Genomic DNA, 21549 nt, shown 5'->3' with positions numbered 1-21549 from the left:
ACGCGATACGGAGACAAGCGATGAAATCAACACTCCAGGACAAGACGGTCCTTGTGGTCGGGCGCGGCAGCGGTATCGCCCGCGCGGTGACGCTGGCGGCCCGGGAGGCCGGCGCACGGGTCGTGGTCGCCGGACGCGACGAGGAGAGCCTCGCGAAGGCGTACAACGACCCGGGAGTCACCCCGGAGACGGTGGACCTCACGGACGAGCAGTCGGTCGTCGCCCTGGCCGAACGGCTCGGAGAGGTCGACCACATCGTGTCGACCGCCTCGGCCCGGGCCCGGGGCACCATCGACGCGCTCTCCCCCGAGATCCTCCGGCTGTCCTTCGCGACAAAGGCGATCGGGCCGATCATCCTCGCCAAGCATTTCCGTGACCGGATCCGCGAGGGTGGCTCCCTCACCCTCTTCTCCGGCGCCACGGCCATCAAGCCCGTTCCCGGCATGCTGGCCGTCGCCGCCACCAACGGGGCGGCGGATGTGATCGCCAAGGCCCTCGCCGTGGAACTGGCTCCCGTACGGGTCAACGCCATCTCGCCGGGGATCGTCGACACGGGGGCGTACGACGCCTTGGGCGAGGAGAAGAAGGCCGCGCTGTTCGCCGACAGGAGCGCGCACAACCCGGCGCGGCGGATCGGCACCGCGGAGGACATCGCGGACGCCGTCGTCTTCGCGATGACCAACACCTTCCTGACAGGTGTCTCGCTGTCGGTCGACGGCGGCGAACCGCTCGCCTGACGCGGGGCCGGCTGTCAGCGGCGTGTGCTGAGCCCGCGTCCTGTCGGTGAGCTGTGGTTGCGGTTGTGGTTGTTGTCGGGAGTGTGGCCGAGATCCGGGGACTGCCCGGGGTGCGCGGGCAGCCGTACGGCGAACACGGTCCGGCCGGGCACGCTCCGTACGTCCACGGTCCCGCCGTGCGCGGTGACCACCGCCTGGACGATGGCCAGGCCGAGGCCGGTCGAACCGGCGGCGCGGGAACGCGAGGCGTCGCCGCGCGCGAAGCGTTCGAAGACGTGGGGAAGGAGGGAGCGGGGAACTCCAGGACCGTTGTCCTCCACTTCCAGCACCACCCACGGACCGACGTACGCGTCGCGGCCCGCACCCCGGCCCTTCCCGTCCTCCCGGCGGACCCGGGCGGTGACGGTCGTGCCCGGCGGGGTGTGCGTCCGGGCGTTGGCGAGCAGGTTGACGAGCACCTGGTGGAGCCGGGACCCGTCGGCGAGGACGATGGCGGCCGGGTCGTCCGGCTCCGGCAGGTCCAGCCGCCAGTGGTGGTCCTGGCCGGCCGCGCGCGCGTCACTGACCGCGTCCACGACCAAGGGGGAGAGATCAGTGCTCCCGTACGAGAGCGGCCGTCCGGCGTCCAGTCGCGCCAGCAGGAGCAGATCCTCCACCAGCCCGGTCATCCGCTCCGCCTCCGCCTCGATCCGCCGCAGCGCGTACCGCGTGTCCGGGCCGGTCTCCTCACGGCCCCGGCGCGTCAGCTCCGCGTACCCCCGGATCGAGGCCAGGGGCGTACGCAACTCGTGGCCCGCGTCGGCCACGAACTGCCGTACCCGCGTCTCGCTCTCCTGCCTGGCCCTCAGCGCGGACCCGACATGCCCGAGCATCCGGTTGAGGGCGGCCCCCACCTGCCCGACTTCCGTCCGCGGATCGGCCTCCGCCGCCGGAACCCGTACGAGCGGAGCCACCTCCCCCCGGTGCAGGGGCAGTTCGGAGACGCGCGTGGCGGTCGTCGCGACGCGGCGCAGCGGCCGCAGCGCGATCCCGACGAGGACACCACCCGCGATCCCGGCGGCGGCCAGCCCCGCGACGGTGACGCAGACCTCCACGACGATCAGCGTGTTGAGAGTGTTCCGGACCGGGTTGAGGGGCACCCCGACGAGGAAGTCGCCCTTGATGCCGCTGACGTACTGGACCCGGTAGTCCCCGCGGCCGGGCAGGGTCACGGTGTGCGGGTCGCCGTCGCGCGGGACGGTCGCGAGCGCGGCGGTCTGCGCGGCGGTCAGCGGCCGGTCGGTGACCTGGGGGTCCTCCGGGGTCTCCTCCTGGGTGCTGATCAGCGACCGTCCGAGGGCCCCGGCGTCCGTCACCTCCGCGCCGACGGTCCCCACGGGGGCGCCGCCGCCCGTCACCACCTTCAACGGGTCCTTGCCCGCCAGCCCGCCGGACGCCTGCGCCGGGGGACCGGTGGACCGGGGCGGCCGTTCCTGGGGGCCCGCGGCGCGCGCGGCGATGGTGGACACCTGGGTGTCCAGCTGGTCGTACAGATGCGAACGGAACGCGATCGTCGTGACGCTCCCGATCACCGCGGCCACCACAGCGATCAGCGACACCGCGGACACCACCAGCCGGGTCCGCAGCGACCAGCGCCGTCGCGTGGCGGCCGTCATCGCGGAGCGGCGGCCGGGTCGCCGGGCTTGATCAGGTATCCGGCGCCGCGCCGGGTGTGGATCATCGGCGGGTGACCCGCGTCGATCTTCCTGCGCAGGTACGAGATGTAGAGCTCGACCACGTTGGCCTGGCCGCCGAAGTCGTACGACCACACCCGGTCGAGTATCTGGGCCTTGCTCAGCACGCGGCGCGGATTGCGCATGAGGTAGCGGAGCAGCTCGAACTCGGTGGCCGTGAGGTGGATGGACCGGCCGGCCCGGACGACGTCGTGGCTGTCCTCGTCCAGGGTGAGGTCCCCGACGGCCAGCAGCGACTCGCTGCGGGTGGCGGCGGCGCCGGAGCGCCTGATCAGGCCGCGCAGCCGCGCGACGACCTCCTCCAGGCTGAACGGCTTGGTGACGTAGTCGTCGCCGCCCGCCGTCAGCCCGGCGATACGGTCCTCGACGGCGTCCTTCGCCGTGAGGAAGAGCACGGGCACCTGGGGCAGCTCACGCCGGAGCCGGCCGAGCACCGCGAGCCCGTCCATGTCGGGCAGCATCACGTCGAGCACCACCGCGTCGGGCCGGAACTCCCGCGCCGACCGCACCGCGCCCGCCCCGTCGCCGGCGCTGCGCACCTCCCACCCCTCGTACCGCAGGGCCATGGACAGCAGCTCGGTCAGCGAGGCCTCGTCGTCGACGACGAGGACACGGACGGGGTTCCCGTCCGACCTGAGCATTTCGGCGCGCCCCCTGGGCGAGATCACGGTCATGGTCCTCACCCTGGGGAGGGCCGGTGAGAGGGTTCTTGCCGATTCCTATGAATTCCCTGAGAAACCCCTGGGACCTGCCTGCCGGGCAAGACCGAAGAGCCGGGCGCCGTTGTCGTGGCACACCGCCCGCAGCCAGTCCTCCCCCAGTCCGAGCCCTTCCAGGGCCTCCAGCTGGTGGACGTAGGGGTACGGAATGTTGGGGAAATCGCTCCCGAGCAGGATCCGGTCCCCCAGATCCGCCAGCCGCCCCCTGGCCTCGCGGGGGAAGGGGGCCATGGCCTCGCTGAAGTCCGTGAACGCCATCGTCGTGTCGAGCCGCACCTCCCCGTACCGCTCGGCCAGGTCGAGGAAGTCCCCGTACTCCGGCATCCCCATGTGCGCGACCACCAGCCGCAGCCCGGGGTGGCGCGCGAGCAGCCGGCCCACGGGCTCGGGCCCGGTGTGCTTGCCGGGCGCCGGCCCGGAGCCGCAGTGCGTCACCACCGGCACCCCGGCCTCGGCGAGCAGCCCCCAGGCCCCGTCGAGCAGCTGGTCGTTCGGGTCGTAGGCCCCCACCTGGAAGTGGGCCTTGAAGACCCGGGCCCCACCCTCGACGGCCCTGCGGACGTACGTCTCGACTCCCGCCTCGGGAAAGAGCGTGGCGGTCCGCAGACAGTCGGGGGTACGCGAGGCGAAGCCGGCGGCCCACCCGTTCAGCCACTCGGCCATGCCGGGCTTGTGCGGGTAGAGCATCGAGGTGAAGGCACGTACCCCGAACGCCCGCAGCAGCGCGACACGTTCGTCCTCCGCCTGCCGGTAGGTGATGGGCCACTCCCGGCCGATCAGGGGCCCGGCGGAGTCGAAGTAGGCCCACACCTTGCGGAGGACGCGGTCAGGCATGAAGTGGGTGTGCACATCGACAAGCGCGGGCAGCCCGACCCGCTCCCGGAAGCGCAACACGTCACGTACATCAGCCGCATCGGCCACATCCGCCACGTCGGCCGGATCAGCCGGATCAGCCGGATCGCCCACGAAAAACCCCTTCCTCGGCCGCCTCCTCAGAATTCAGAAGAGGCCACCCTGAACGTCTCCCGCCCGTACGTCCAGCACAGGCACGGTCAACTCCCCTTCCCCGTCCCTCACGCCGATCACCTCCCATCCCTTCATCAGCCGGGTGTCCAGGACAACCACCCTTCCGCTCCCTCCCCTCCCGCCCCCGGCCGTGGCGAGATGCAGATCAGGCCCGGAAGCGGCGAGGAGCCGTCCGGCGACGCACCCCCCGTCCACCAGCTCCCGCACCACATCGGTGGCAGGCGCGAGCCCGTCCAGTCCGAAGACGCCCCCGTGGTCGACCGCCTCGAACCCGATCCGCTCCAAGGACTCGGGCCAGCCGGCCAACGCCCCGGCCCGCGCATGCAGCCGCCGTACCTCGTCCGCGCGCTCGGCCACCCCGGGCAGATCGGCCCGTACGCGCCGCTTCTCCGCGTACGGAATCCGGTCCGGCACACCCAGCGCGACCCGCAACAACTCCTCGGCCCGCCGCGCGGCCATCAGAGGCCCCCGCCCCAGCCAGCTGAAGACCACGGCCCCCTGCTCCAACAGCCGCGCGGCCCCCCGCTCCTCCCTGGTGATCCCCACCTTGACCATCCCAGGACCGAACCAGGCCACGTACACGCGGTAGGCGCGGGGGTCATCGGCGAGCGCGTCGGCGGCCACGGAATGCAGCCGGTCCAACCGGGAGCACTCCACACACAGCCCCCCGGTCGACCGCCCCCCGAGCACACCGTTCACCGGACACGGATTCCCCCGGGCCCCACGACAGACCCGCACCCCCACCACTCGAAACCCGACCGCACTCCCCCACGCGACGGCACTCTCCCGCCGCACACCCACTCCACCGCCCCGCCGCCACCGGAGCACGGGCGTCCCGCCCGCCCACCCCACCCCGTCACACCACCAGCCCACAGACGTCACCCGACCACTGTCCCCCACGCCACTGACAACGCCCCACCGCGTTGGCCCCCACCGGCATCGCCCCACGACCTCCGACGAACGCCCCGAAATCTCTTGTCCGTCCTCCAAAAATAAAGTCTCACTCGAATGCATCATTTCCGAATGGCGCGTTCAAGCGTTATGTGCCTATGACAGCCGGGCTGTTCCCAGACCCCGAACTTCCCTGTCCAAGGACCCCCGTTCTACAGGAGCAGGCTCTCTCATGACATTGGACGTCTCGCGCGCGCCGTCACGTCGCCGTATCGTTCCCAGATTGATTGCCGGGGCGATGGCCCCGCTGGTCGCCGCCGCCGTCGTGGTAATGACGTCGACCCAGGCCGTCGCCATCGCGACACCCGTTCCGCTGGGTACCGCGGACAGTTTCGCCGTACTGGCGGGACAGCAGATCACCAATACCGGCCCCTCGGTCATCACCGGTGACGTCGGCGTGAGTCCGGGTACGGCCATCAGCGGGTTCCCGCCCGGTCTGGTGAACGGTGTCCAGCACTCGGCGGACGCCGTCGCGCTCCAGGCGAAGTCCGACCTGGTCGCCGCGTACAACAACGCCGCGGGGCAGGCCACCGACGCCGCTCTCCCGCCGGACGCCGGCGGTCTGACCCTCGTTCCCGGCGTCTACACGGCGTCCTCCACGCTGGGCCTCACCGGCACCCTCACGCTGGACGCGGGCGGCAACCCCAACGCCGTCTGGGTGTTCCAGGTGGGCTCCGGACTGACGACGGCGTCCGCCAGCCGCGTGGCGCTGATCAACGGCGCCCAGCCGTGCAACGTCTTCTGGGAGATCGGCAGCTCGGCCACGCTCGGCACCAACTCCGTCTTCGTGGGCAACATCCTGGCCCTGACCTCGATCAGCGTCACGACCGGGGCGAGCATCGACGGCCGGGCGCTGGCCCGTAACGGCTCGGTGACCCTGGACAACAACCGCATCAGCCGGGCGACCTGCTCCACGACCACCACGGGTGGCACGACGACCGGGACGACCACCGGCACGACGACGGGCACCACGACCGGTACCACCACGGGTACGACGACCGGGACGACCACCGGCGTGCTGGGCGGCGTCCTCGGGGGCGTACTGACCGGTGGCACCACCGGCGGCACCACCAACGGCGGTGTGCTGGGCGGCGTCCTCGGGGGCGTGCTGGGCGGTGGCACCATCGGCGGCGGCAGCACGGTCAGCACCTCCGGGAACATCTCGGGGAACACGTCCGGCAACACGGCGGGCAACACCACCGGAGGCAACTCCACCAAGGGGAACACCGCCGGCGGCAACATCACGGGCGGGAACATCACCGGGGGCAACATCACCGGGGGCGGCCACGGCAAGCCCGAGCACGGTGGCGGCCACGGCAAGCCCGGCCACGGCAAGCCGGAACACGGCGGAGGCCACGGCAAGCCCGGCCACGGCGGCGATCACGGCAAGCCCGAGCACGGTGAGGGCCACGGCAAGCCCGGCCACGAAGAGGGCGGCTACGGCGGCTACGGCGGCGACGAGGGTTACGGCGGCTACGGCGACCGGCCCCAGGGGCCCGAGGACCACGACGAGTCGCGGAACCCCGGTGACTCCGAGGGTCACGACAGTCACGGCGAGTGGTCCGACGACCAGGGCCAGACGCGCTAGGTGACGGTCCGGGCCGGTACATCCGGCTCGATCAGCGGCGGCGCGCGGCGGAATCCCGGATCCCGATTCCGCCGCGTGCCGTCCGTGAATCCCCGTAAGGAAACGTGGACGTGAGTAGCTGCGACGAGAAAGAAATCCTACGAGAACAGGAGGAAGAAACAATTGCGGAATCCGTGCCTTCGGCACGACCACGCCCCTGGCTCGCGCGCACGCTGAAAGCGGGGCTGCGGACAGTGGTCGCCCTCTGCGCGGTGACGACGCTGACACACGTGACGATGGTATTCCTGCACGTGGCCCCGGCCAATGCGGTTTCACAGCGCTACGGTCGACAGATCGACGCATGGATCTATCCACTGTTCGAACAGAATTGGCGGCTCTTCGCACCGGACCCGGACTCCGTCAACCGGCGCATTCTGGCGAGGACGGCACACACCGCGCCGGACGGCACCGTCGAGGTCAGCGACTGGTTCGACGTGACGGCCGCCGACCGAGCCGATGTGAAGCACAACGTGTTCCCCAGCCACACCACACAGAACCTGCTGCGCCGCGCCTGGACGTCGTACGTCGAACTGCACGGCGGTGACGACCGGCCCCATTCGGAGCGGGCCGCGATGATCCAGCGGTATCTGTACAACATCGCGTCGGACCGCGCGGCCGACCACGGCGACGGCCCCTTCGAGTCCCTCCAGCTCAGGGTCCTCACGCTGGCGATCGCCCCACCCGCGCCACCGGACGGCCGGCAGGCGCCGACGGCGTCCCGGGTGACAGAGAACCGGCTGCTGCCGTGGCGGAAGGTGAACCGGGATGGAAACTGAACGAATCGCGCCGGTCCCGCGGCGGTCCACGGACCCGCGGACGGAGGACACCGGAACCACGTCACTGCCCGCCCGTGCAAGGGCCCTGGCCACGCTCCTCGTCGAACGTCCCGTCTCCCTGTACGCGGCGGCCGTGCTGCGCATCGGGTACGGCTTCCTCTACCTCGCCTTCCTGCTGCGCGAGTTCCCGCACCGCGACGAGATCTGGGGCCCCGGTTCGCCGTGGACTCCCACGCTGGCCAGGGAGTTGTTCGACCAGACCGGCTGGGCCAGCGTCCTGACCCTGTCGGACAGCCGGACGTACTTCGAATGCTGCTACGCGGCGGCCCTGGTCGTCTCGGCCCTGTTCACACTGGGCTGGCGGACCCGGATCCTGTCCGTGCTCTTCGCGGTCGTGGTGGCGTCGTTCCACGCCCGGTCGATCTTCATGACGGACGGCGGAGACAACCTCATCCTCCTCATGACCGTCTGCCTGGTCCTGACGGCCTGCGGAAGACGCTGGTCCCTGGACGCACGCCGCGCCCGTACGAGGCCGGCCAGGAAACCACGCTCCCGAACCGCCCCCCTCCCCGCCCTCCGCGACGCGGGAAAAACACTCACCACCACACTGCACAACTGCGCGATGTTCGTGATCGCGGCGCAGGTCTGCTTCCTGTACGGATCGGCCGGCCTGTACAAGGTCCAGGGCGGCACCTGGGGCAACGGCACGGCCCTCCACTACGTACTGAACCTCCAACTCTTCCGCCCTTGGCCCGCGCTCTCCCAGCTGGCCGACCAGTACCCCCTGATGATCGCCGTCACGGGCTACCTGACCGTGCTGCTCCAGGTGGCTTTCCCCTTCACCCTGTTCGGCCGCCTGAAGTACCCGGTCCTGGCGGCACTGCTCGGCATGCACCTGGGAATCGCCCTCCTCATGGGCCTGCCACTCTTCTCCGGCGCCATGATCGTGGCCGACACGGTCTTCCTCCCGGACCGCTTCTTCACGTCCCTGTCCCAACGAACCCGCAGCCTGGCCACCCGCAAGAACAAGCCGCCGACGGCACCGACACCCCTCCCCCAACAGACCCGCACGGAGGGAGCAAAGTCGGTTTCACGCCCCCTGGCCTGACGGACGTCAGAAACTCCCGATGATCAGCCAGGCGGCAACCCCCAGCACGGCGAGATACCCGCCGACGGAGATCGCCTTGCCGACCCCCTCGCGCCCGGAGTTTTCGACCGCACGGCCCGCGACGCCGACGAGCGGCGCCCCAAAAATGATCAAGAGAATGCCGAACAAGAAGTTCATGAGTCCCCCTGTCCCCCTCAGGATCACTCCCCAGTGATCCAGGAGGGGCGAGTCTAGGTCAGGCAACGCCACACCGGATAGGCGTCCTTGGCCGCTCTTACCAGGCAGGGAAACGCAAGAGGCCCCGGATCTCTCGGGGGCCTCGCAGCTGCTGTGCACTCGGCAGGATTCAAATCTGCAACCTTCTGATCCGCAGGGTGGGGCGGCGCGTTGAACGGGGTCCGCCTTCTGTCGGACGTGCCACAACCTTCCCCAGACGCAGGGGTCAGCCACGGTCAGCACCGGTGGCACGCGAGCGGTGTCGCGGGTGCGATCAGCCGAGGTATGGCCGCTCACGGTGTTCCAGGAAGTGACGGATACGGAGCTGCTGCGTGTGGTGCATCGGCAGGTGGCCGATTTCCTCGGGCTCAACGAAGCGCAGCTCCGTTGACTCGTCCGAGATCGCGAGCCGGCCGCCGACCACGCGGGCGGTGAAGCAGACGTTGAACTGGCGGCGCACTTCACCGTCCGAGTAGGCGATGACGTGGCGTGGGTCGGTGTACGTGCCTACGAGTCCAGTGATCTCTACGTCCAGACCCGTCTCCTCCCTCACCTCCCGGACCGCCGTGCCGGGAAGTGAGTCGGTCATCTCCATGCCGCCGCCGGGGAGAGCCCAAAGGTCGTTGTCCCGTCGGCGCTGCAAGAGCAGGCGCCCTCTGTCGTCGGTAACCACGGCGGACGCGGCGACCACCATGCTGTTCGGCTCAGGTGCCGCCGGGTCGTCGTAGTACTCGGTCCGTGCCACGGTCACTCTTCCCTTACTGGTGTCGCGGTGTCCCACACAGCGTCGAAGCTGCCGGCGTAGGTGTCGAACATGCGCCCCGACTCGCTGCGGCGGAGGTGCCACACCGGGGCGCCGTAAGCGTTCACTCCCCATACGTGGGCGTTGACCAACGCCTGGTCATCCGCACGATAGATCGAGTTGTAGAGCGTGGTCGCATGGGTCCGCACCTCGATGCCAGGTACGCCGGCAAGGGCGCGGTAGTGCATGAGTGCGAGTCGGCATCGGGACTCGATTCCGTGCCCGAACCGCTCCTCCTCGCCGCGCTGTTGCACACGGGGACTGTCCGGGTCGCCGATCGCGATGCGGACCGCACACCCGTCCGCAGCTCGCTCGCGCAGCACGTCATTGAGCTGCGGATACGCCTCGTGCAGGAAGACGGCTGCATACACCAACACGTCAATGTGCTCGCGGGCTTGGGTCAGCATGTCCACATAGGTGGACATGGGGATGTCCGCCCGCTTGTCGTACAGAGCCACAAGTTCCGGACTGACAGCGCGGACAGGGCGAGCCTGCCTGAGCGCGGGCCATAGAGCGTGCACGTCTTCTCCTAGCGTTTCCGCTGCCAGCATGGCCGTTGCACGACGCGGCGTTCGCCCCTGATTGACCCATCGCTCGATGGACTTGGGATCGACTTCGACCTTGTCCGCGAGGGCGCTGTACGTCCAGCCGCCGGCTGCCATGGCAGCTCGTAACCTCTCGTTCGGCATTGCGATCTCTCCTAAGACCTGGGGACGGCACCAGGGACGTTCTATCCGATGCGGGACGTCCCCAACTGGGGCTCCGCGGTGGTTCCGACGTCCCGATGAGCAACCGGATGATCGGGTCCAGATGAGTACCAGAGCACAGCGACAATCAAGGAGCACTCACATGACAGCAACGGCCAACGACCAGAGGACCGGGCGCACGGTGGCTGGTGAGGAGCTGTTCGAGAGCCTCACGCACTTCGTCGTCGTCCACAACGGGCAGTCCTCCGACCGGGCGGAGCGGATCGCGGACCAGGCGGTGGCCTTCGTGGTCGCCACCGCGACCGCGACCGTCCCCATGATCCCGTCGGACGACGTGGACCTCGGTCTGCACGCGCTCGTCCTGCACACAAAGGAGTACGCCGACCTGTGCCAGCGGGTCGCCGGCCGTTTCCTCCACCACAACCCGAAGCCGGGCGGTGGTGGTCGTGACCCTGAGATGGTCGCTGCCTCCGCACACGCGATGAAGGCGGCCGGCTTCATGGTCTTCGACGACCTGTGGACCGTGGACGGTACGAACCTCGCGCAGTGCGACTCGGACTGCGGCCGTCCGTACGGTCAGGCGTAGCGCCACGAACCCAGCGGCGCGGCCGGCCCCGATGCGGGGGCGGCCGCGTTGCCCGGAAGGAGAACAGACGTTGTCCGGGACACCCTCTGAACTGCCGATCGTCGTGCTCGATGCGCTCAGGCCCAAGGCTCAGCGCCTGGTCGTCCATCGCCGGGGCTCCACGGTCTGGGAGGTTGAGAGCCATCGGGGGCGGTACGCCGTGAAGATCGGATATCCGATCGAGGCCACGGCCGACTGGCCCGCCCAACCGTGGACGGCGCTCGCCCCCGCCCGCGAAGGCGCCGTGCTGCACCGGATCGGCTTCGATGACTTCGCGTACGGCGAATGCAAGCGGGGCACCTGGAACTTCCAGCCGTGGCGCGAGGGGCCTGACCTCTACGGGCTCTGGAAGCCCTGTCGTGAACCGGACTCTCGTTCTGAACCGCACACCAGCGTGGCCCTCGGCTGCGTAGAGGCACTGGCCGAACTACATGCCAAGGGCTGGGCCCACGGCGACGTGCAGCCCGCGCACTTCATCATCGGACCGGAGCGCACGCACCTCATCGACCTGGCCTTGGCGCGGAGTGGGCACATCCCCGAGCGGTACGACTTCCCGTTCCGCGGCTGCCTCGTGCACTACGAAGCGCCAGAGATCGCGCGCAGTGTGCTCGCGACCGGAGAGGCTGAGGCGACACAGGCAGCCGATGTCTACGCGCTCGGCGCGTCCCTGCTCATTTCCGCCACGGGCTGGCGGGCCGTCGAGTACCCGGACAACGCACCCCGCCCTGAGCAGAGACGAGCCGTTGCGAGTGGCAAGCGCCGGCCAGTGAGGGTCCATGGCGAGCTGGGCGAACTGATCGACGCCATGCTCAGCTCCGCGCCCGAGGACAGGCCCACGATCTACGAGGTCGGCAAGGCCCTCAGCTGAGCCGTAGACCCTCAGGCAGAAGACCGGACCACCCCTCGGCCGTCGTTCTCGTAGCCGTCCGATCCGCTTCGAAGGCGGTTGCCGTCCAACATTGCCGTCAAGGCACAGACGAAAGGCCCTGTGGAGAGATCCACAGGGCCTTTGACGTGCTGTGCACTCGGCAGGATTCGAACCTGCAACCTTCTGATCCGTAGTCAGATGCTCTATCCGTTAAGCTACGAGTGCTTGGCGTTCCGGGCTTTTCTGCCTGGGCGGCGTTGCGAGAACAACATTACATGACCTGTGGCGCCAGGTGAAATCCATTAGTCACACCGGGGCTGACCTGCGGAGATGCCCACCAGGTGGGGTGTGCGGAGTGGGTCGGCGGGGGCGGGAACGGGTGAAGCCCCGGCCGGGTGGCCGGGGCTTCGGGTGGTGCTTGCGCGGAGGCGGAGGGATTTGAACCCTCGATGGGCTTTAAGGCCCAAACCGCATTAGCAGTGCGGCGCCATAGACCGGACTAGGCGACGCCTCCAGCACACCACCGCGCGGGCGCGGACGGTGCGTGCAGATGATGACACAGCCGGGTGGGCTCTCACCAATCGCCGCTCACGGTACTAGGCGGGCGGGGCGTAGAGCAAAGCATCTCCGGTCGCCCCTCCGCGGTCGCGCGCCTCCGGTTGCGCAACGCCTGGGCCCGACGAGCGTTAGACGTGTCGGGGGCCGCCCCCGGATCCGTAACCCGTCAGGAGCTTTCATGCTGCGCCGCCTCGTCCTCACCGCCGCCGCGTCCGTCGCCGCGCTCACCGCCCTCGCGCCCGCCGCCTCAGGCGCCTCCGGCGCTCCCGCGGGGCCGCTCGCCGCCGGTTCCGGCGCCTCGCCGCTCGCCTCCCCCCTCGAGCGGCTCGCGCCGCTTCCGCTGCCGCTCCTGGAGGAGCGGCCCGACTCGTTCACCGTCACCGTCGCCGGTTCGGGCGTCACCCGGGCGGATGGTTCGTTCAAGCTGGAATGCGGCCCGGTCGGCGGGACGCACCCCCGGGCGAAGGCCGCGTGCGACCGGCTGACGGAGCTGGCCGGCAGCGACCAGGACCCGTTCGCGCCGGTGGCCAAGGACCAGATGTGCACCATGCAGTACGGCGGTGACGCCACCGCCCGCGTCACCGGCATCTGGCGGGGCAGGAACGTGGACGCCACGTTCAACCGCAAGAACGGCTGCGAGATCGCCCGCTGGAAGACGATGGAGCCGATCCTGCCCGCCCCCGCCGGTTCGTAGGACGAGCAGGACGAGTAGGACGAGCGGGAGACCTCTCTCCTCCGATCCCGCTTCGATCCTCCCTCCCGCACCCCCGCCCCGCCCGCCCCCCAAGTCCCCCCGGCGCACCGCCATATGGGGACATCGGCGGACGCGGGGGCGCGGGACGGGGGGCGGTGAGCGGGTGTCGCGCGCCCCTTCTTCGGGTGCGCTCCCCCTCATCCGCCGTCACGGCCCCCTCCCCAGCCTTTAGACTCCCTCCCGTGACAGGCCGAGACCCGAGAGGCAAGATGGGCTCGGCCGTCCGCAAGGGGCAGCAGGTCAGGGAGGAAGCGTCGTCGTGAGTAGCAGGCCATCCCGGGGCGCTGCTCGTCTCGCGGCGATACTCGACGCACTCCCCGACGGCTTGGTGCTCGTCAACGCCAACGGCACGGTGGTCAACGCCAACACCATCGCGCTGGAGATGTTCGAGACCCCCGGCACGGCCCTCGTCGGGCGCGGGCTGCTCGATCTGCTCCCCGAGTTCGACTCCAAGCTCATCCCCGGCTCGATGCGCCGCCCCGACTCCGCCGACTCCCGGGGCCGTACCAAACCGACCCGGATGGTCGCGCGGCGCACCGACGGCGGCGAGTTCCCCGCCGAGGTGACCAGCGCGAGCCTGGAGGACGGCCGGGACGCGTACACCGATTCCCACAGCTACACCGGCGACGAGCTGCTCATGCTGGTCGTACGGGACCTGTCGGGCACGGTCGACACCGAGGCCGAACTGGCCCGTTCCCAGCGCCAGACCGAGATGATCCTGCGGGCCGCGTCGGAAGGCGTGGTCGGTACGGACACGGACGGCCGGGTCGTCCTCGTCAACCCCGCCGCCGCCCAGATCCTCGGCTTCCGCGCCACCGACCTCGGCGGCCGTGAGCTGCACACCCTGATCCTGCACTCGCGCGCGGACGGCGAGCCGTTCCCGTACGCGGACTCCCCGCTCGCCGACACGCTCAGGTCCGGCCGCAAGCACCGGGTGCGCGGGCAGGTGTTGTGGGCGAAGAACGGCAAGCAGGTGCCCGTCGACCTGACGACCGCGCCGGTACGGGACGGCGACCAGCTCGTCGGCGCCGTGATGACCTTCACCGACCGCCGGGCGCACGAAGAACTCGTCGACCAGCACAACGCCGAGCTGGCCGAGGCGAAGAAGAAGCACGCGGCGGAGCTGGCGGAGGCGACGGAACGCCTCACCGCCGAGCTGGCGAAGGTCAAGAGGCAGCTCACCGGCGAACTGATCGAGACGACCGAGCGCCTCACCACCGAGCTGGACGAGGGCGCCGAGCGGCACGCGGCGGAGCTGGCGGACCGCAGCGACCGGTACGCGGCCGAGATCGAGGAGCTGACGGAGCGGTACGGCGAGGTCGCGGCGCGGCACGCCCAGCTGACGGCCGTCCTCGGCGAGGCCCTGCGCGGGCCGTTGGAGGAGCTGCGCGGCGAGCTGGCCACGCTCGCCGCCGACCCGGCGGGCCAGCTCTGGCCCGAGGCCAACCAGATCCTGCACCACCTGGCCGCCGGGTACGCCCGGATGACCACGCTGGTCGACAACGTGCTCGGCTACCAGCGGCTGGACGACGGTACGGAAGGGCTCGCCAAGGTAAACGTGCTGCTCGACGCGGTCGTGGCGGCCGGCGTCGAGGGCGCGGTCGAGCTGATCGGCCCCGGCCGGGCGCAGTTCGCCGTGCACGCCCCGCCGATCGAGGCCGAGGTGGACCCGGGCCGGCTGGCGCAGGCCCTCGCGCACCTGATCGCGGACGTGGCCGGGGTCGACTCCACGGGCCGGGCGCGGCTGGTGGCCGGGGGCGGCGGGTACGTCGACTCGACGATCGTGGTGGCCGCCGCGCAGCGCGGTGACGTCGTACGGATCGAGGTGCGCGGGCCGTTCGCCGGGGGTGATCCGGTGCACGAGCCGCTCGTGCGCGGGATCGTACGGGCGCACGGCGGGGTGCTCCAGACGCACGAGATGCCGGGGATGGGCGGCAGCGCGTACGTGCTGGAACTGCCGCTGGGTGAGGGCGGGGGGACGATTCCGACCGTGCCCGCGCCCGCGCCGGCTGCCGCGGTGTCCTCGTCGTCGGAGCTGTCCGTGCACGGGGCGGCGGGGACGACGGGTCCGGTGGCGGATCAGGTGGCGGGTCCGGTGGCGGATCGGTCGGGAGTGGCGGGGCAGACGGGCGTGGCCGGGCAGGCGGGGCAGGCCTCTGTGCCCGCTCAGCAGCAGGGGCCCGGGACCTCGGGAGGCGGCAGGCGGCGGGCACGGCGGGCGTCCACGGACGCGTTCCTGGAGGCCGCGGTGCCGGACGTGCCGGACGCCGGGGAGCCGACCGGGCGGCGCCGGGCGCGTACGGACGCCCAGCAGGACCTCATCCCGGCGCAGGATTCCGGTGGGCACGGGGGAGACGGCGGGCCGGGCGGCGAGGGCGGGATCGGCGCCGGGACCGGGCCCGGGGGCGGAAGCGGGAACGGTGGTACGGGGCGCCGGCGCGGGCGGCCGAGTCCTGCCGAGGACGCGGCGGTGGTGTCGGGGTCCGGCGGGGCGGGGTCGGGGTTGGCGTCGGGGTCCGGGTCCGGGTTGGCCTCGGGGTCAGGGGCCGTAGGAGAGTCCGTGGCTCCCGGGTCGGCGGTGGCCCTGTCGGGCGGCGCGGCTGTCCCGGCCGGTGTACCGTCCGAGGGCGCGGTGGTCACGTCCGCCGAGGGTTCGCACCCGACCGGGCGTGCGGCGCTCGGCCAGGCCGTACCGCCTCAGGGTGTGCCCGTGGACGCCGCCTCGGCGGCGGGAACGGGACGCCGGGCGCGGCGCGGCGGCGAACAGAACGCGATGCCGGCGCTGCCCGCCGGTCCGTCCGCTCCCCCGGCGCCGTCGGCGCCTTCCGGTGCCGCCGGTCCTTCCGGGGCCGCCGGTCCTTCCGGGGCCGGTCCCGCCGGGCCCGTACCGTCTTACGCGTCGGCTCCCGCCGGGATGCCCGCGCCCCTGCCCGTACCGCACCAGGCGCCGCCCCCCGCCTCCGCGAGCGGCGCTCCGAACGCCGGGCGCCGTGCGCGCCGGGCGCTCGCTCCGGCGCAGGAGCGGCACACACCCGTACCGCCCGAGCCGGAGGGCGGGCGCAGCCCGTTCGCGCTGCCGCCGGCCGACGCCGACCGCACCCCGGCCCCGGCCGGGCCCCCGGCTCCCGCCCGCGGTCTGCCGGTCGCGGCCACGACGGACGACTCGCTGCCGGGCCGCCGTGCCGACGCCGTACGCCAGGACTCCGTACCGGCGCCTGCTTCGGCCGGGCACGACGTACGTACGGATCCGGAGGCCGCCGACCTCACACCGCCGCAGGCGCCGGGCGTACCGTCCGGGCGGCGGCGGGCGCGCAGGGATGTCGGCGGTGGCGCGGACGACTCGATGGAGATGCCCGTCCAGCTGGACACCGGGGCCATGTCCTTCGACCCGGACGGGAACCAGTGGGGGGCGGCGGACGCCGACCACAGCCCGGGTGGGGGCCAAAGCAGCCAGAACCAGGGCCAGAACCAGAGCCACGCACTCGGAAACGGCCCGGTCGCGAACGGGCAGGACGGACCCTCCACGCCTTCCGGCTTCGGCCCGATGGCCGGACCGCCCGGCTGGCCCGACGATCCCCGTCCGGCTCAGGACACGGCGGGGGGCCAGGGCCTCAGGGCGTACGGTACGGACGCGTACGGTACGGACGGCGACACCGCCGGCGTACCGGCCCCCCGGCCCGCGCCCGACCCGGCGCCCGACCACCCCGCCGCCGCGGAATCGGCCGCTCCGCCGCCCGCGCGGCGTGGCGCCCATCAGCCGCTCCCGCCCGCCCAGCCCCTGCCCGAAGAGGCACCGTCCCCGGACTCCACCCAGGGCCGCGCCTTCAGCGTGCGGACGCTCGGCCAGGGGGTGCCGTTCTCCCAGCAGCAGCCCGCCCAGCCCACCCAGGGGCGTGGGCAGAGCCTGGTCCCGGGCCCGGCGCAGCAGGGCCGAGCGGCCCAGCCGCACGCCCCGTCCGTACCGCCCGCGCCGCACGTCCCATCCGTACCGCCCGCGCAGGCACAGGCAGCGGCGCCGACACCGGCCCACCACCAGAACCACAGCCAGGTGCAAGGCCAAGCCCTGCAAAGCCAGAGCCAGGGCCAGGGTCAGGGCCTCGCCCACACCCAGGGCCAGACCCACGGAGACACCCAAGGCGGCCAGCCCGGGACCGGCCAGAACCCCTCCGGCACCCTCGGTTCCGGCCGCCGCCGCAAGCTCGGCACCCCGCCCGACAGCGACCACCCCGAAGCGAACCAGAGGTCCCACCCGCAGGGCTCCTCCCGCCTCGCCACCGCCCACCCCGAGGGACGCTCGTACGCGATAGGGGCGCCCGACGAGGGCGCGGAGGGTCCCCAGCCGCTGGACGGTCCCGGCGGCGCGGTCGAGGTGGCCAACCGCCCCCAGCCGCGCCCCGTCGACGACGAACTGCCCCCGGAGCCCCTCGACAACCCGCGCCGGCTGCTCGTCTGGCCCGCCCCGGACGTCTCCACCTCGCAGGCGCTGAGCGACCGCGGCTACCGCCCGGTGGTCGTGCACTCGCGCGAGGAGGTCGACGCCCAGATCGCCGCGTTCCCGGCCGCGCTCTTCGTCGACCCCCTGACCGGCCCCATCACCCGTACCGCGCTCCAGTCCCTGCGCCAGGCCGCCGTCGCCGCCGAGGTCCCCGTCCTGGTGACGGCCGGTCTGGGCCAGGCGACGCGGGAAGCGGCGTACGGCGCGGACCCCGCCGTCCTCCTCAAGGCCCTGGCACCGCGCGACAGCGAACAGCACCCCCCGCGTGTCCTCCTGGTCGAGGAGCACGACGAGATCGCGCTCGCGCTGACGGACACGCTGGAGCGGCGCGGCATGCAGGTCGCGCGGGCCGCCACCGACGACCAGGCCGTGGCCCTGGCCGGGCAGATGCGGCCGAACCTGGTGGTCATGGACCTGATGCGGGTACGGCGCCAGCGCGCCGGGATCATCGACTGGCTGCGGGCGAACGGCCAGTTGAACCGTACGCCGCTGGTCGTCTACACCTCCGTCGGCATCGACCCGGCGGAGCTGCCGCGGCTGTCGTCGGGGGAGACCGTACTGTTCCTGGCCGAGCGGTCCACCAGCGACGAGGTGCAGTCCCGGATCGTGGAACTGCTCGCGAAGATCGGGACGAACTGACCGCCCGTCCCGCTCCTCACCACCCCACGCGACCTACAGAACCGTGATGTCCAACTCGCCCGCCGCGTACCGCGCCCTGATCACCTTCTTGTCGAACTTCCCCACGCTCGTCTTCGGCACCGACTCCACCAGCGCCCACCGCTCGGGCAGCTGCCACTTGGCGATCCGCCCGGCGAGGAACTGCTTGAGCGCCGTGTAGTCGGCGCCCGCGCCCTCCTTGAGGACGACGGTCGCGAGCGGGCGTTCGCCCCACTTCTCGTCCGGTACGGCCACCACCGCGGCCTCCGCCACCTCGGGGTGGGCCATCAGCGCGTTCTCCAGCTCGACGCTGGAGATCCACTCGCCCCCGGACTTGATGACGTCCTTCGCGCGGTCGGTGAGGGTGAGATACCCGTCGGGGCTGATGACACCGACGTCGCCGGTCCGCAGCCAGCCGTCCTCGCTGAACTTGTCCTCGGGCCTGATCGGTTCGGCGCCCGCGCCGCCGTAGTACGCCCCCGCGATCCACGGACCCCGTACCTCCAGTTCACCGGCCGACTCGCCGTCCCAGGGCAGGAAGTCGCCACCGGGCCCCGCGAGGCGGGCCTCGACGCCGGCCGGGAAGCGGCCCTGCGTGATGCGGTACGGCCACTCCTGCTCGGCGGTCAGGCCGGCGGGCGGGTCGGACGTCGTGCCCAGCGGCGAGGTCTCGGTCATGCCCCACGCGTGACAGAGCCGTACACCCAGCTTGTCGTACGCCTCCATCAGCGACGGCGGGCAGGCCGAACCGCCGATGGTGACGCGGGCCATGGAGGTCAGGTCGCGCGGCCGGGCGGTGACCTCGGCGAGGAGCCCCTGCCAGATGGTCGGCACGGCGGCGGCGTGGGTGGGCTTCTCGCGCTCGATCATGTCGGCGAGGGGCGCGGGCTGGAGAAAACGGTCGGGCATCAGCATGTTGACGCCCGCCATGAACGTGGAGTGGGGCAGCCCCCAGGCCGCGACGTGGAATTGGGGCACTACGACCAGGGTGGTGTCCCGGTCCGTCAGCCCCATCGACTCGGTCATGTTGACCTGCATCGAGTGCAGGTAGATGGAGCGGTGGGAGTAGACGACGCCCTTGGGCTCGCCGGTGGTGCCGGAGGTGTAGCACATGGCGGCCGCGGCGCGTTCGTCCAGCTCGGGCCAGTCGTAGCCGGTGGGACGGCCGGCGATCAGCTCCTCGTACTCATGGACACGGGCCGTGGCCCCGTGGAGGAGGGTGCGGTCGCCGGGACCGGAGACGACGACGTGCTCGACGGTCGGCAGGTGCGGGAGGAGCGGCGCGAGGAGCGGCAGCACGGAGCCGTTGACGATGACAACCCGGTCGGCGGCGTGGTTGACGATCCAGACCAGTTGCTCGGGCGGGAGGCGGAGGTTGAGGGTGTGGAGGATCGCGCCCATGGACGGAATGGCGAGGTACGCCTCGACGTGCTCGGCGTTGTTCCACATCAGCGTGGCCACGCGCTCGTCGTCGGTGACCCCGAGCCCGTCGCGCAGGGCGTTGGCGAGCTGTGTCGCCCGTACGCCGACGTCGGCGAAGCTGCGGCGCTGCGGCTCGTCCTCCCCTGTCCAGGTCGTGACCTGCGACTTTCCGTGGATGGTCATCCCGTGGCGCAGGATGCGGGTCACAGTTAGCGGTACGTCCTGCATGGTGCTGAGCACGGGCGTCCTCCCGGTCGGCGCTGACACTGTGGCGTGGCGCTGATGCTGCGAGGATTCTGCGCACATACCGCGCGGTATGTCACTACCCGGGAGTAGAACGAAAGAAGAATCGAGAAGGGAAAGGGCGCACCCGACTCCCGCTCAACGCACCGGCGACAGTTCGGGATCCTCCCGGAGCTTTCCCAGCGCCCGCGAGACCGCGCTCTTGACCGTACCGACCGAGACGCCCAGCACCTCGGCGGTCTGCACCTCGCTGAGGTCTTCGTAGTACCGCAGCACCACCATCGCCCGCTGGCGGTCGGGCAGTCTCATCACCGCCCGCCACATCGCGTCGTGCACCGCCTGCTGTTCGGCCGGATCGGGCTCGGGCAGCCCCACCGGCTCGGGCAGTTCGTCGCAGGCGAACTCGTCGACCTTGCGCTTGCGCCACTGTGACGTACGGGTGTTGAGCAGGGCGCGGCGTACGTATCCGTCGAGGGCGCGGTGGTCCTCGATGCGGTCCCAGGCGACGTAGGTCTTGGTGAGCGCTGTCTGGAGCAGGTCCTCCGCGTCGCTCGGGTTGGCGGTGAGCGAGCGTGCCGTACGGAGCAGGACGGGGCCCCGTGCGCGTACGTACGACGAGAACGAGGCGTACGGCGCGTAGGTCGAACGGGCCGGGTGCGCGGGGCGGGGGGTGTGCGCCGGGTGCGTGGAGTGGGGTGGGTGCGCTGTGTGCGCGGAGTGGGGCGGAAAGGCGGTCGTTTTGACGGCTGTGGAGGCGTTTGTGCAGACAGGCGTGGTCATGGCTCCACGCTAGGAGCGGGGCTTCGCCGGGGGATCGGCCCCAGGTCCCGAAGCTGTCTCCGCCTCAGGGTGTAGGGGTGGTGCCCGCTCCACCTCCTGAAGGTGGAGAACAGGTGACGTGGCCCGTCAGGGTAGGCGCCGGGCGGGCGGGGTCCGGGCGGGCACTATACGAGCCGGGGTGAGGGCCGGGATGCCACCCGGGATGCCCGCCGGGGTGACGACGAAGCCCTGCGCGACGGGGCCGGAAGACCGGACCACCGCCGCGCAGGAATTCGTATCACCCCTTGATCACACACCCCCCGTCGGGCCGCGTGTCACCAGAGGTTCGTGAAGGACACCGAGATGTTCTCGTTGGACTGGTCGATCGCCGTGAAGGCGGAGCCGACCACACTGGCGGTGTTGTTCTGGTTGGACGCGCCCGCTCCGTTGGCCACCTGCTGGGTGGTGGTCGAATTGCCGTAGTTGTTCCCACCCACGCCGCTGCCGCTGATCGTGGACACAACCGCGTTCGATCCGTCGTTCGCGAATCCACCGTTGTCGGCCTCGGCCACCCCGGTGAAGAGCGCGGCGGCGAGGGGGAGTGCGGCGACAGCGGCGATGACGCGAACGGTACGGAAGCTTGCCATGTCAGTTCCTCCAGGAACGAGAAGTACGGCTTGTCCCAGGGCAGTTGGCCGACCGCCCGGGTCGTGGTGACGACGTCGCGAACTCAGGATCGCCCACCGAATCCCCTGCGAACCAGCCC

At 71.3% G+C, this 21549-nt stretch carries 18 protein-coding genes and 2 tRNA genes; 8 read left to right on the top strand and 12 right to left on the bottom strand.

The genetic code is table 11. The features are described 5' to 3' along the window. The first annotated feature begins 20 nt into the window (after positions 1–20). A complete protein-coding gene (locus OG349_RS18795) occupies positions 21–737 on the top strand; it encodes an SDR family oxidoreductase (protein ID WP_327235715.1) in 717 nt (238 codons plus the stop codon). Positions 738–751: 14 nt separating this feature from the next. On the opposite strand, the gene OG349_RS18790 is transcribed toward OG349_RS18795, so the two are convergent. The 4 genes from OG349_RS18790 to OG349_RS18775 all read right to left on the bottom strand — a co-directional run bounded on the left by OG349_RS18790 (position 752) and on the right by OG349_RS18775 (position 5088). Further along, positions 752–2392 carry a sensor histidine kinase gene (locus OG349_RS18790; protein ID WP_327235714.1) on the bottom strand — a complete coding sequence of 547 codons (1641 nt, stop codon included), beginning with the start codon at positions 2390–2392 and terminating at the stop codon, positions 752–754. Continuing rightward, positions 2389–3144, bottom strand: a complete 756-nt coding sequence (locus tag OG349_RS18785; RefSeq protein ID WP_327235713.1) for a response regulator transcription factor — start codon at positions 3142–3144, stop codon at positions 2389–2391. Before OG349_RS18785 ends, OG349_RS18790 begins: the two co-directional genes overlap by 4 nt. A gap of 45 nt (positions 3145–3189) precedes the next feature. Next, the gene (locus tag OG349_RS18780) at positions 3190–4119 is read right to left on the bottom strand and encodes an amidohydrolase family protein (protein WP_442806398.1); all 930 of its coding nucleotides are present in this window, start codon (positions 4117–4119) and stop codon (positions 3190–3192) included. A gap of 69 nt (positions 4120–4188) precedes the next feature. Further along, a complete protein-coding gene (locus OG349_RS18775; protein WP_442806397.1) occupies positions 4189–5088 on the bottom strand; it encodes a DUF2797 domain-containing protein in 900 nt (299 codons plus the stop codon). Positions 5089–5338: 250 nt separating this feature from the next. On the opposite strand from OG349_RS18775, the gene OG349_RS18770 reads away from it, so the two are divergent. From OG349_RS18770 to OG349_RS18760, 3 genes are all read left to right on the top strand, one after another. After that, complete coding sequence (locus OG349_RS18770) at positions 5339–6754, top strand: ice-binding family protein (RefSeq protein ID WP_327235712.1); 1416 nt, start codon at positions 5339–5341, stop codon at positions 6752–6754. 110 nt (positions 6755–6864) lie between these two features. Beyond that, on the top strand, positions 6865–7569 hold the full coding sequence (locus OG349_RS18765) for a DUF5819 family protein (protein ID WP_327235711.1): 705 nt from the start codon (positions 6865–6867) through the stop codon (positions 7567–7569). Further along, complete coding sequence (locus OG349_RS18760) at positions 7559–8677, top strand: HTTM domain-containing protein (protein WP_327235710.1); 1119 nt, start codon at positions 7559–7561, stop codon at positions 8675–8677. The genes OG349_RS18765 and OG349_RS18760 overlap by 11 nt, the downstream gene beginning before the upstream one ends. Before the next feature lie 6 nt (positions 8678–8683). Here the strand turns inward: OG349_RS18760 and OG349_RS18755 are convergent, their stop codons facing one another. The 3 genes from OG349_RS18755 to OG349_RS18745 all read right to left on the bottom strand — a co-directional run bounded on the left by OG349_RS18755 (position 8684) and on the right by OG349_RS18745 (position 10384). Further along, positions 8684–8854, bottom strand: coding sequence for a hypothetical protein (locus tag OG349_RS18755; RefSeq protein ID WP_327235709.1), 171 nt, complete (start codon positions 8852–8854; stop codon positions 8684–8686). Between the two features lie 313 nt (positions 8855–9167). Then, complete coding sequence (locus tag OG349_RS18750; protein WP_327235708.1) at positions 9168–9638, bottom strand: NUDIX hydrolase; 471 nt, start codon at positions 9636–9638, stop codon at positions 9168–9170. A 2-nt stretch (positions 9639–9640) separates the two neighbouring features. Further along, positions 9641–10384, bottom strand: coding sequence for a helix-turn-helix domain-containing protein (locus OG349_RS18745; protein WP_327235707.1), 744 nt, complete (start codon positions 10382–10384; stop codon positions 9641–9643). Between the two features lie 160 nt (positions 10385–10544). On the opposite strand from OG349_RS18745, the gene OG349_RS18740 reads away from it, so the two are divergent. After that, on the top strand, positions 10545–10988 hold the full coding sequence (locus tag OG349_RS18740; RefSeq protein ID WP_327235706.1) for a hypothetical protein: 444 nt from the start codon (positions 10545–10547) through the stop codon (positions 10986–10988). A 70-nt stretch (positions 10989–11058) separates the two neighbouring features. Next, complete coding sequence (locus OG349_RS18735) at positions 11059–11895, top strand: protein kinase domain-containing protein (protein WP_327235705.1); 837 nt, start codon at positions 11059–11061, stop codon at positions 11893–11895. Positions 11896–12047: 152 nt separating this feature from the next. On the opposite strand, the gene OG349_RS18730 is transcribed toward OG349_RS18735, so the two are convergent. Next, a tRNA-Arg gene (locus OG349_RS18730) sits at positions 12048–12120 on the bottom strand. Between the two features lie 198 nt (positions 12121–12318). Then, positions 12319–12409, bottom strand: a tRNA-Ser gene (locus OG349_RS18725). 222 nt (positions 12410–12631) lie between these two features. Between OG349_RS18725 and OG349_RS18720 the strand changes: the two genes are divergently transcribed. Continuing rightward, positions 12632–13147, top strand: a complete 516-nt coding sequence (locus OG349_RS18720; RefSeq protein WP_327235704.1) for an SSI family serine proteinase inhibitor — start codon at positions 12632–12634, stop codon at positions 13145–13147. 319 nt (positions 13148–13466) lie between these two features. After that, positions 13467–18341, top strand: a complete 4875-nt coding sequence (locus tag OG349_RS18715; protein ID WP_327235703.1) for a response regulator — start codon at positions 13467–13469, stop codon at positions 18339–18341. A gap of 33 nt (positions 18342–18374) precedes the next feature. Here the strand turns inward: OG349_RS18715 and OG349_RS18710 are convergent, their stop codons facing one another. The 3 genes from OG349_RS18710 to OG349_RS18700 form a co-directional block, all read right to left on the bottom strand. After that, a complete protein-coding gene (locus OG349_RS18710) occupies positions 18375–20021 on the bottom strand; it encodes a long-chain fatty acid--CoA ligase (RefSeq protein WP_327235702.1) in 1647 nt (548 codons plus the stop codon). A gap of 141 nt (positions 20022–20162) precedes the next feature. Further along, positions 20163–20804, bottom strand: a complete 642-nt coding sequence (locus OG349_RS18705; RefSeq protein WP_327235701.1) for a SigE family RNA polymerase sigma factor — start codon at positions 20802–20804, stop codon at positions 20163–20165. A gap of 314 nt (positions 20805–21118) precedes the next feature. Continuing rightward, positions 21119–21430, bottom strand: coding sequence for a hypothetical protein (locus OG349_RS18700; RefSeq protein WP_327235700.1), 312 nt, complete (start codon positions 21428–21430; stop codon positions 21119–21121). Positions 21431–21549: the final 119 nt, after the last annotated feature.

The organism is Streptomyces sp. NBC_01317 (assembly GCF_035961655.1).
Taxonomy (GTDB): Bacteria; Actinomycetota; Actinomycetes; order Streptomycetales; family Streptomycetaceae; genus Streptomyces.
This window is presented reverse-complemented; position numbering and strand designations above follow the sequence as displayed.

Coding starts and splice junctions, on each gene's coding strand:
- OG349_RS18795 (WP_327235715.1), top strand. CDS start 21: ATGAAATCAACACTCCAGGACAAGACGGTCCTTGTGGTCGGGCGCGGC.
- OG349_RS18790 (WP_327235714.1), bottom strand. CDS start 2,392: ATGACGGCCGCCACGCGACGGCGCTGGTCGCTGCGGACCCGGCTGGTG.
- OG349_RS18785 (WP_327235713.1), bottom strand. CDS start 3,144: ATGACCGTGATCTCGCCCAGGGGGCGCGCCGAAATGCTCAGGTCGGAC.
- OG349_RS18770 (WP_327235712.1), top strand. CDS start 5,339: ATGACATTGGACGTCTCGCGCGCGCCGTCACGTCGCCGTATCGTTCCC.
- OG349_RS18760 (WP_327235710.1), top strand. CDS start 7,559: ATGGAAACTGAACGAATCGCGCCGGTCCCGCGGCGGTCCACGGACCCG.
- OG349_RS18755 (WP_327235709.1), bottom strand. CDS start 8,854: ATGAACTTCTTGTTCGGCATTCTCTTGATCATTTTTGGGGCGCCGCTC.
- OG349_RS18745 (WP_327235707.1), bottom strand. CDS start 10,384: ATGCCGAACGAGAGGTTACGAGCTGCCATGGCAGCCGGCGGCTGGACG.
- OG349_RS18740 (WP_327235706.1), top strand. CDS start 10,545: ATGACAGCAACGGCCAACGACCAGAGGACCGGGCGCACGGTGGCTGGT.
- OG349_RS18720 (WP_327235704.1), top strand. CDS start 12,632: ATGCTGCGCCGCCTCGTCCTCACCGCCGCCGCGTCCGTCGCCGCGCTC.
- OG349_RS18705 (WP_327235701.1), bottom strand. CDS start 20,804: ATGACCACGCCTGTCTGCACAAACGCCTCCACAGCCGTCAAAACGACC.
- OG349_RS18700 (WP_327235700.1), bottom strand. CDS start 21,430: ATGGCAAGCTTCCGTACCGTTCGCGTCATCGCCGCTGTCGCCGCACTC.